The organism is Lactobacillus acetotolerans DSM 20749 = JCM 3825 (genome assembly GCF_001436775.1).
Taxonomy (GTDB): domain Bacteria; phylum Bacillota; class Bacilli; order Lactobacillales; family Lactobacillaceae; genus Lactobacillus; species Lactobacillus acetotolerans.
This window is the reverse complement of record NZ_AYZC01000006.1, coordinates 42,471-52,285: the sequence shown is the minus strand read 5'-3', so window position 1 is coordinate 52,285 and position 9,815 is coordinate 42,471. Positions and strand designations below refer to the sequence as shown.

The window sequence follows — 9,815 nt, the reverse complement described above, 5'->3', positions numbered from 1 at the left end:
ATTTTAACTTATAATCTAGGCTATTTGGTTAATTTAAACAACTAGCACCACGCGTACACCAAAATATTTTTCCATATTAGGTTGAGATTTAGAGACTTGCCAAGTGGAATCATATTCTTGAGTATCTTTAAGGGCACTCTTTAATATTCTCATACCCCTACTTTCCTCAATACTATTATCTTTATCAGCTGGGAACATCATTAGTTGTTTATCTATTTGTAAATTATCTATTTCTTCCCAAAGATCTTTATTTTTTCTTCTACTTGCTTTATCGTTAAAGCAATTATCAAAGTATTGCTGATCAGTTGTATATACCTTAACTGTATTTTGAGGGCCAATATCTTTACAAGCTTTCAAAGCTTCTATAACTGCTTTTAATTGCATTCTAGGAGTAGTAGTTTTACTACTAATTACTTCGCATTTTAATTCTGTATGATTTATGGTGCGTAAGTAATAACACCAAAAACCTAATTCAAAATCCCCTTTTTCAGGGAATTTACTTACAACGCCTCTTGTATAAATTGTATAAGCCATTCTAGCCTCCATCTCATACTTTACTATAATTTTATTATATCATTTATGCACACAAAAAAACGGGCTTAAAGCCCGTCATTACAACATGTATTCTATCCTTAAACTTTAACATGCACACGATTTAATCCATGTACAGAAATTATTTCTTTTCTTACTCTAAATTGAACTTCAACTCTTACTTACTCAATCTTCCAAGTAACCTATTATCCAAATTATCTTAAAACGTTTTGCCGTTGCACACAAAATATTGCTTATAAACCGCGTCATTATAGCATTCTTAGCATTCTCAAAATTTCTTTCATGCACACAGTCAAAAACGTGTGCAGAATCATGTGCTTCATTTACTTTAATTCAAAAAAATAAAGCTTCATTTATCTTCACAAAACGCTGATAAACAAAGCTTTATAACACTAAATGAATCTTTATAGTGCTGACTAGAGGATTCGAACCTCCGACCTCATCATTACTAATGACGTGCTCTGCCAACTGAGCTAAGTCAGCATGTCTTAACTGACAACGATATTAATTAAAACATATAAACGAATGGCACGCAAGTATTTTTTGACTTTTCCCCACTTTTTGTTATAACTGCATGTTGGTATTGGGTATAATAGGACATGTTATAAGTTTTTTTACAGAATGGAGTGACTTCATGACTAGTTTAACGTCTCTTCCTATTCAATTGGACTGGCTATTAAGAATTGTCGTCGCAGCTATCTGTGGTGCGGTAATCGGCTATGAACGAGCAATTCAAAGAAAAAGCGCAGGAGTTAGAACTCATATTGTTGTAGCCATTGCCTCTGCCCTCTTTATGATCGTATCAAAATACGGTTTTGCCGATTTATTAAGTATGCGTGATGTCGCTCTAGACCCTTCAAGAATCGCGGCCCAGATTGTTACCGGTATTTCCTTCATTGGCGCTGGTACAATCTTGGTCCGTAAAGAACAGATTTCAGGTTTAACTACAGCCGCCGGTGTCTGGGCGACCGCAGCTATCGGTATGGCCGTTGGTGCCGGAATGTATATTATCGGCATCCTATCTGCGGCCTTTTTGTTCATTGTACAGATGCTGTTTCATGATGATACCTTGATTAATAAAATTATCGTTCACGTCCGTTTTAATTTACAAATAGAAGCAGTTAACACACATCACATATTGAATACGATTGAGCGGGAATTAAAAGCTAACGGGGTAGAAAACATTTCCGTTAAAATCTTGGATGTCAGTGATACTAATATCGTTTTTTTCGTAGATGGTGTAATCAATAATAAAATCGACGAAAATGATATTATAATGGCGCTACGTAAATATCCTGATATTAAAAGGATTAGTTATACACGTGGCGGCAGATAAAAAAGCAAAAAGCAATAGATTTTTGAAATCTATTGCTTATTTTTTTGCGCTATTTTAATTCAAATTCTAATCTTACAGGGTTGTGATCCGCATACTTAAAATCCGTATTAATATTAGTTGCTTTAGCTTTAATATTGTCAGAAACAAAGTAGCCGTCACAGATCGTCATATAGTTAACCTTCGGATCATACTTCATATCCGTTGCCCTAACTGTCGGGATCTTCTCCCGGTTTACAGCTTTAACCATAGTAAAGTGCTTAGCCAACATTTTTTGATCAAGTACTGATACCCAACTGGGAATTTTTTCTTCATGTGAGAAGTGCGTCATCATATCTTTACCTAAAGCATGATTATAATCACCTGCAACAATCACGTAATTCCCCATTTTATATTCTTTTTCAATGACGGAATCAAGTAGTTTCATCTGCGCTTTACGCATTTTACCACCTTTGTCATAGGCAGACATATGGCTATTAATCAAAATTAATTTTTTGCCATTCTTTACTGGCAGGATCATCATGGCAAAACAGCGATCAAGATCCGTAAATTTAGAAATCAAAGCCTTTGTAACTGGGTATTTACGCCGAACGGCATGATTAATATGATAGCGGCTCAAGCTAAGCAAGCCTGATTGAACACTGCCATGTGGATCAAATGGTGGCCAGGCAAGGAATGCCGAATGGAAGTTATTAGCAAACACATGTCCATAATTAGGAAAATGATTCTCCAACATCTGAACCTGGTTAACGTGTTTACTTCGAGTTGAGTTAGTATCAATTTCTTGGAAAAACATAAAGTCAGGATTTTCTTTATCCATAGCATTCATGACACCATGAGTGGAGTCCAAAACAGCCTGTTTTGAAAATGCTGTTCCACGATGTCCTCGTATTTTCTTTCCATTCTTTAATTCCCCAGCGTCCATAAAGAAATCAAAGTTATGATTATACGCACCGAAGCCAATATTATAAGTAGTAGCAGTATACTTTTTACCTGGCACTAATTCATCTCTTGGGTTATTACCTACAGGTAATTTCTTATGATCAGGTATTCTATAATAATGTGCTTGCATATACCAAAAATACAATAACAAAGCAACAATCAATATTCCTAATATAACCAAAATAGTAACAGCAATTCTTTTCAAAATTTTCATCTTTTATTCTTTTTTCTTAATTTCGTCCTTCTAAGTGATTATTTTTAATAAAATTCGCTACAATAAAATAGTGTCACATTTTTAATTTGAAAGGAAGGATAAAATGGCAAGTTCACTTGATTATCTTCGTTGGCGGGGTGATCTCAGTTTTAAAGAAAAGCCATTTAACAGTGTCGACGCATCTTTACTTTCTTCTGTCATTTATTTACCCATTGATAAGTCTGCAATTAACCACACATTAGGAGAAGTTGCCGAAAAATTAAGTAAATTACCCTCTTTTCAGCACCAAATGCATGATGAAACGGGAGCAGAAGTTTTACTTCTAACTAAGAGTCCCCGTCTTGGTAACATTACAATCCTCGACTGGACTAACAAAATGGAAAAGGATCCGTATCCATTACAATTTTCTGCTGCCACTTTTAGGTTAAATTCCAATACAATCATAATTGCTTATCGGGGCACGGACAGTTCCATAATCGGTTGGAATGAAGATATGAATATGAGTTATATGCCCAAAATTTATGGGCAAAACGTTGCTGCTAAGTACCTTAACAAAATAGCTAGAAAATTCCAGGATGATCAGATTTATTTATTAGGGCACTCTAAAGGTGGCAACTTTGCTCAATACTCTTTAAGTGTAGCCAAACAGCAAGTACAGGATCGAGTAATTAAAGCATTATGCTTTGATGGACCAGGCTTTTTCCATAAAATTTCTTCAAGCTCGGGATTTATCCGAACTATATCTAAAATGAAGACATACCTGCCAGAAGCTTCTGTTATCGGAACTATGCTAGATCATCCTGAACGAACTTTGATTGTCAAAAGTACCGTACCAATGCGATACCAGCATGATCCCCGACGTTGGTCAGTCGGTCGGGATAGTTTCGTATTAGCAGCAGGATTAACTCCAGGCGCACGCATTATGCGTCATGCTTTAATTCATTTTAATAATTCTATTCCTGAAGACAAAAGGAGTGAGATGTTCTCTGCCCTCTTTGATGCCTTCGAAAATTCTGATATTAAGGACGTTAATCAGCTTACCGCACATAAAATTATTGGGACTTACCGTCTGAGTCGTGTAATTATGTCCCTTGATCCCAAATTACGTAAAGTAATTATTGCTATTTTCACAGATATTTGGAATTCTTACCGAAAGAATATGAATCTTCCTCTTATTGAAAATGGTTATGACTTTTACCCAAAGAGTAACGATTCAAAGAAAGCACCCGTATTTTTTGAATTTTACGATCCTGATAGCCCTAATTTGAAATTACCTAAAAACGTTGAAGCAAAAGTAAATAAGAAGAAAGGTAAAAGCAAAAAAATTAAAAAGAAATAATTCATAAAGCAAATTCGTGTTACACATGAAACATAAAAATATCCCTAAGAGAATTTTTCTCTTAGGGATATTTTCTATTCAAAGGTTAAATTACTTCTTAAGATTGTCTTTAACCTCATTAATTTTATCTTTTACCTTACCGGCAGCTTCTTTTGCCTTATCTCCGACTTTTCCAGCAGCTTTTTGAGCCTTGCCTTCAACTTCTCGAGCCTTGTCTCCAGTACCTTTACCTTCGACTTCTTTTGCTTTGCCGGCTACCTTATCTTTTAAGTTTTCTGTATCCTTAGACATATAATACCTGTCCTTTCTTAAAAATATGTAGTTTAGGTTTACATTCTTGTGGTACATGATTCATATAATAATGTCACTAAAAAAGCACCTAGAAAGCCACTTAAACTATACTATATTTACTTAAGTATTGTTTTAGCTAGTTCAAAACAATCAATGCATACTTATTTACTCTTTTAATTCTTTTCTACAAAAAATGCCCACATTAATCAGTGGACATTTTATTTTTTATTTACCAGGATCATCGTGAGCATAATCCAAATTTGAGAAACGGTTATACGGCTTTGAGAACATCAATTTAACAGTTCCTCGGCTACCCGACCGGTTCTTCTCAATAATAACTTCTATCTCACCATTATCCTCTTCTGGGGTAACTTCAGCATTACTATTTTCTTCATCACTATCATCACGGTAATAATCATCACGGTAAAGAAACGACACGATATCGGCATCCTGTTCAATCGAACCAGATTCACGAATATCAGATAACACAGGACGTTTATCTTGCCGTTGCTCAACTGAACGCGATAATTGTGACAATGCAATGACGGGTACGTGTAACTCTTTCGCTAGCTTCTTTAACTGCCGTGAAATAGCGGAAACTTCTTGCTGACGTGATTCACTATGCGGTCCTTCGATCAACTGCAAATAATCAACCACAATCAGGCCAAGATTGCCTTTTTCTTTTGCCAAGCGTCTAGACTTAGCTCGTATTTCACTCATCTTAATACCTGGTGTGTCATCAATATAAATACTGGTATTAGCGAGTGAGCCAGAGGCAACGATCAATTTTCGCCACTCTTCTTCATTTAATTGACCCGTTCTTAAATGTTGCGAATCAATCAATCCCTCAGAAGCGAGCATTCTTTGTACTAACTGTTCGCCACTCATTTCAAGTGAGAACATAGCAACCGTCTTATCTGTATGCAATCCAACAAATTGAGCCACGTTCAATGCAAAAGAGGTTTTACCGACACCAGGACGAGCAGCCACGATAACCAATTCACCATCATGAAAACCAGTGGTCATCTTGTCGAGCTCAGAAAATCCGGTTGGCAAGCCGGTGACCATATTGCCGTCATCTGGAATATTATTAATCTCTTCAACTGTTGAATTAACAATGTCTTTAATCTTCCTGAATCCGCCAGTACTATTTTCAGCGGAAACATTCATGATCTCACTCTCAGCATCATCAATAATGTCGGTGACATCATCAGAATCCTGAATAGCATTGCTAATAATTTTTTGGCTGGCAGAAATCAGTCTGCGCAACAATGCTTTTCTGTGCACGATCTTAGCATAGTAAGTAATATGCGCAGCGGTTGGTGTGGCTAATGCTAATTCAGAAACATAACCGATCCCGCCAATATCTTCTAACTGCTTTTTCTTAGTTAATTCATCTTGAAGCGTAAGTGGATCGATTGCATCCCCCCGGTCGGATAAATCCAACATCGCCTGAAAGGTTAACTGGTTAGCCCGTTTATAAAAATCCTCGGGCTGAACTATTACACTCGCATCAGCAATTGCTTCTGGATCAATAAAAATCGCACCTAAAACGGCTTTTTCCGCCTCATCGTCATGAGGTATTTGTTGAGAAACAATATTATCCATTAATCACGACCACTTTTTATAAAAATCTAGTTAAAGTATTAATCCTGTTCCGTAACATGAACCCGAATAGTGCCTTCTACGCCTTTAAATAACTTAACTGGTACGTTTGTGTATCCCAAAGTTTTAATTGGTTCAGGCAGGTTTAATTTACGTTTATCAATCTTAATACCATATTGTTTATCAAGTCCTTCAACTATCTTTTTACTAGAAATTGAGCCAAACAAACGAGAATCGGTACCAGCCTTTGACTTAAAGTTGACAATAGTATCATCTTTCTCAAGGCTTGCCTTAACTTTTTCAGCGTCTGCTTTCTGTGCCTTATAAGCAGCTTCTTCATTGGCAACTACCCGCTTTAAGGTATTCATGTTAGCTTTGGTGGCAGCTTTAGCTAATCCACGCTTAATTAAGAAATTTTGTGCATAGCCTGTAGGAACATCTTTAACTTCTCCACGCTTACCGCGGCCTCTAACGTCTTTTGTAAAAATAATCTTCATTTTTGTCTCCTTTAATCATTTTCTTTTTTGTATGTTTCGATTGCCTGCTCTAGTTTAGTACATGCATCTTTAACTGTAATGCCTTTAATTTGGGTAGCTGCATTAGAAAGGTGGCCACCACCGCCCATTTGTTCCATGATAATCTGCACGTTGACATCACCCATCGAACGAGCAGAGATACCAATAGTATCCTTACTACGACGAGTAATGGCAAAACTTGCCTCAACATTCTCAAGCTCAAGCGCCGTATCTGCTGCCTGAGCCGTAATAATTGGGTCAATAATTTGATCATCTGGGCCACAAAGCATAGCCATCTTGGGTTGGACCATCTTAATAGTAGCAACCAGACGTGTTCGTTCAAGGAAACTGCTGATGTCTTCCTTCAATAACTCACTAACTTCTAGTGAACTAGCTCCAATTGACCGCAAATAACTTGCCGCATCAAAGGTTCTGGTGCCAGTCCTAAGTGAAAATTCTTTGGAGTCAACCGTGATCCCGGCTAACATTGCAGTCGCATCAATATCGGTTAACACACGCTTCCTTGTACCAGGTTGTTGGTATTCAACCATTTCAGTTACCAACTCAGAAGCTGATGAGGCATATGGTTCAACGTAGGTTAACATTGGATTTTCTGGAAATTCTTCGCCACGGCGGTGGTGATCAATTACAATAATTCGATTCTTCAACCGATCATACAATTTCTTAGAATACGTAATTGAATACTTAGAGTGATCAACCATAACCAATATTGATTTATCAGTTACCTTATCTAAAGCAACTTTAGGGTCAATAAAGATGTTATCGTCACCCTTTGACTTTTTCATATGAGTTACTAACCGGGCTACATCGTAGTTGGTATTATTAACGTCTAAAACAAAATTAGCTTTCACCTTATGTAAACGGGCGATCTTAACAACACCAATACCACTGCCGACTGAATCCATATCAGGACGAGTATGACCCACAACAAAGACCCTGTCGGCATCCTTAAATAATTCACTAATCGCATTGGAAACCATACGGGCACGGACTCTGGTCCGCTTCTCCATTGGGTTAGATTTCCCACCATAAAAGCGGGCATCTTTTCCAGGTTGACGCAAAACAACCTGGTCACCACCACGTCCTAAAGCCAGATCAAGGTTAGATTGTGCCTGATCAGCAATTTCAGTAATTGAATCACTGCCAAATGCAATCCCGATTGATAAGGTTAAAGGAGTGTTATTACGGCTTGTTTCCTGACGAACTTTGTCTAAAACAGAAAATTTATTTTTTTCCATTTTATCTAGATCCTGCTTATGTGTCAAAAGCAGGGAGTGATCTTCATCAATTCTCTTAAGGTATGAATTAAACTCTTTAGCATAATCGCTTAAAGTATTCTGAACGTAAGAACTCATACTGGTCAATTGTTGATCATGCATAGCCTCACTTAACTCATCATAGTTATCGATAAAGACCTGCCCGATTGCTAGCCTATCTGCCTTGTACTTATCCTCAATTTTGGCATAACGTGTTATATCAAGTAAATATATAACACCTAAATTATCTTGCACCACCATTTCAAACTGGTGATTATCCCAACTGACAACGTGGTTTTCAGAAGTTTTTGCTTCAATTGCCTTATTAAGCAATTTATTTAGTTCTGGATCAACTGATTCAATTGTGTGCCCAACTAAATCATCATTCTTTAAATAAAGCTGTAAATACGGGTTTACCCATTGAATTTGATGATCAGCATCATAAAGTAAGATGCCAAGGGGCATCTTAATCATCGCTTCTTGTTCGCTACGTTTGATCCTGTAAGACAAATTAACCGCGAAGTTATTTGCATTACCAGCTAAAATATAAGTTCCATAAATGGTAAAAGCTACAGTCAAAATAAAAATCAAAACCATCGCCAAACCAAATAATGGGTTCATAATCATCCCAATGATACTGCCTAATAATGACAATACTAGAATGATTACTACGGAAGCTGTTAACCGTGGATCTTTAATAAAGGCGGGGATTTCAAGCTTACGTAAAAAATCTTTTAAAAAATTTTTCATGAAAGATCCTTCCTAGTTTAAGGTAAAATATATCATTTTTATTATACCTTGTATGGAGCTAGGAAGAAACCATATAAAAAAGAGTCTAATTTTACTTTTTTAAATTATTTTTATACAAAAAAATACAGGATTTTGTCCTGCATTTTTAATATTATTTGTTTTGACTAATTAGTCTTCAGTAACAAATGGCAATAAGCCCATAATACGAGCTCTTTCAATTGCTTTAGCTACCTTACGTTGATTCTTAGCACTAGTGCCAGTGACACGACGTGGTAAAATTTTACCTCTTTCTGAGATAAAACGTTTCAACAGATCAACGTCTTTGTAGTCAACGTAGTCGATGTGGTTAGCTGCAATGTAGTCAACCTTACGACGACGGCGACCGCCGCCTCTTCTTTGTTGAGCCATATCCCTAGATCCTTTCTTTAAAACTTAGAATGGAAGATCATCATCTGAAATGTCAATGGTATCGCCCGATCCAGCAAATGGATCTTTAGGTTTATCTTTTTTACTATCATTGTTGTCATTATTATTTGATGTATTTCCATTACTTTGAGAATTATTGCTACTTGGCGTGCTAGGTGCATTCCCAGTACCAACATTCCCATTGTTATTTGGAGTGAAACCGCCATTCTGGCTTTGAGCCTCACGAGTTTTACGTGATTCAAGTAACGCGAAATTGTCTACTACAACTTCAGTTACATAAACTCGCTGCCCATCTTTGTTATCATAACTTCTAGTTTGAATTCGGCCATCAATACCAACTAATGATCCCTTTGAAGTAAAGTTACAGAAGTTCTCCGCAGCCTTTCTCCAGATCACACAGCTGATAAAGTCTGCGCCTCTTTCACCTTGAGCGTTAGTATACTGACGGTCAACGGCAAGCGTAAAGCTAGCAACTGAGATTCCACTCGTAGTAGTACGTAATTCAGGATCACGTGTTAAACGGCCAACAAGTACAGCTCTATTAATCATACTTCGGTCCTTCCTTTCCTAA

10 protein-coding genes and 1 tRNA gene are annotated in these 9,815 nt (G+C 36.9%); 2 read left to right on the top strand and 9 right to left on the bottom strand.

Going from position 1 to position 9,815, the window contains the following annotated elements; all coding sequences use genetic code 11:
* Positions 1-33 precede the first annotated feature (33 nt).
* Both FC77_RS01960 and FC77_RS01955 read right to left on the bottom strand, forming a co-directional pair.
* Positions 34-534, bottom strand: coding sequence for an RNase H family protein (locus FC77_RS01960; RefSeq protein ID WP_225723708.1), 501 nt, complete (start codon positions 532-534; stop codon positions 34-36).
* Between the two features lie 428 nt (positions 535-962).
* A tRNA-Thr gene (locus FC77_RS01955) sits at positions 963-1,035 on the bottom strand.
* Between the two features lie 151 nt (positions 1,036-1,186).
* Between FC77_RS01955 and FC77_RS01950 the strand changes: the two genes are divergently transcribed.
* Positions 1,187-1,888 (top strand): MgtC/SapB family protein, encoded by a 702-nt coding sequence (locus FC77_RS01950; RefSeq protein ID WP_056969916.1) that lies wholly within the window; start codon positions 1,187-1,189, stop codon positions 1,886-1,888.
* A gap of 49 nt (positions 1,889-1,937) precedes the next feature.
* Here the strand turns inward: FC77_RS01950 and FC77_RS01945 are convergent, their stop codons facing one another.
* On the bottom strand, positions 1,938-3,041 hold the full coding sequence (locus FC77_RS01945) for an endonuclease/exonuclease/phosphatase family protein (protein ID WP_056969915.1): 1,104 nt from the start codon (positions 3,039-3,041) through the stop codon (positions 1,938-1,940).
* 103 nt (positions 3,042-3,144) lie between these two features.
* Between FC77_RS01945 and FC77_RS01940 the strand changes: the two genes are divergently transcribed.
* Positions 3,145-4,380 carry a DUF2974 domain-containing protein gene (locus FC77_RS01940; RefSeq protein ID WP_056969913.1) on the top strand — a complete coding sequence of 412 codons (1,236 nt, stop codon included), beginning with the start codon at positions 3,145-3,147 and terminating at the stop codon, positions 4,378-4,380.
* A gap of 90 nt (positions 4,381-4,470) precedes the next feature.
* Here the strand turns inward: FC77_RS01940 and FC77_RS01935 are convergent, their stop codons facing one another.
* The 6 genes from FC77_RS01935 to ssb all read right to left on the bottom strand — a co-directional run bounded on the left by FC77_RS01935 (position 4,471) and on the right by ssb (position 9,793).
* On the bottom strand, positions 4,471-4,671 hold the full coding sequence (locus tag FC77_RS01935) for a CsbD family protein (protein ID WP_054681411.1): 201 nt from the start codon (positions 4,669-4,671) through the stop codon (positions 4,471-4,473).
* Positions 4,672-4,896: 225 nt separating this feature from the next.
* The gene (dnaB, locus tag FC77_RS01930) at positions 4,897-6,279 is read right to left on the bottom strand and encodes a replicative DNA helicase (protein WP_056969911.1); all 1,383 of its coding nucleotides are present in this window, start codon (positions 6,277-6,279) and stop codon (positions 4,897-4,899) included.
* A gap of 38 nt (positions 6,280-6,317) precedes the next feature.
* Positions 6,318-6,773 (bottom strand): 50S ribosomal protein L9, encoded by a 456-nt coding sequence (gene rplI / locus FC77_RS01925; RefSeq protein WP_056969909.1) that lies wholly within the window; start codon positions 6,771-6,773, stop codon positions 6,318-6,320.
* Positions 6,774-6,784: 11 nt separating this feature from the next.
* Positions 6,785-8,818 carry a DHH family phosphoesterase gene (locus FC77_RS01920; RefSeq protein WP_056969907.1) on the bottom strand — a complete coding sequence of 678 codons (2,034 nt, stop codon included), beginning with the start codon at positions 8,816-8,818 and terminating at the stop codon, positions 6,785-6,787.
* A 168-nt stretch (positions 8,819-8,986) separates the two neighbouring features.
* The gene (gene rpsR / locus FC77_RS01915; RefSeq protein ID WP_054681409.1) at positions 8,987-9,226 is read right to left on the bottom strand and encodes a 30S ribosomal protein S18; all 240 of its coding nucleotides are present in this window, start codon (positions 9,224-9,226) and stop codon (positions 8,987-8,989) included.
* 24 nt (positions 9,227-9,250) lie between these two features.
* Positions 9,251-9,793 carry a single-stranded DNA-binding protein gene (ssb, locus tag FC77_RS01910; protein WP_056969905.1) on the bottom strand — a complete coding sequence of 181 codons (543 nt, stop codon included), beginning with the start codon at positions 9,791-9,793 and terminating at the stop codon, positions 9,251-9,253.
* Between the last annotated feature and the right edge of the window lie 22 nt (positions 9,794-9,815).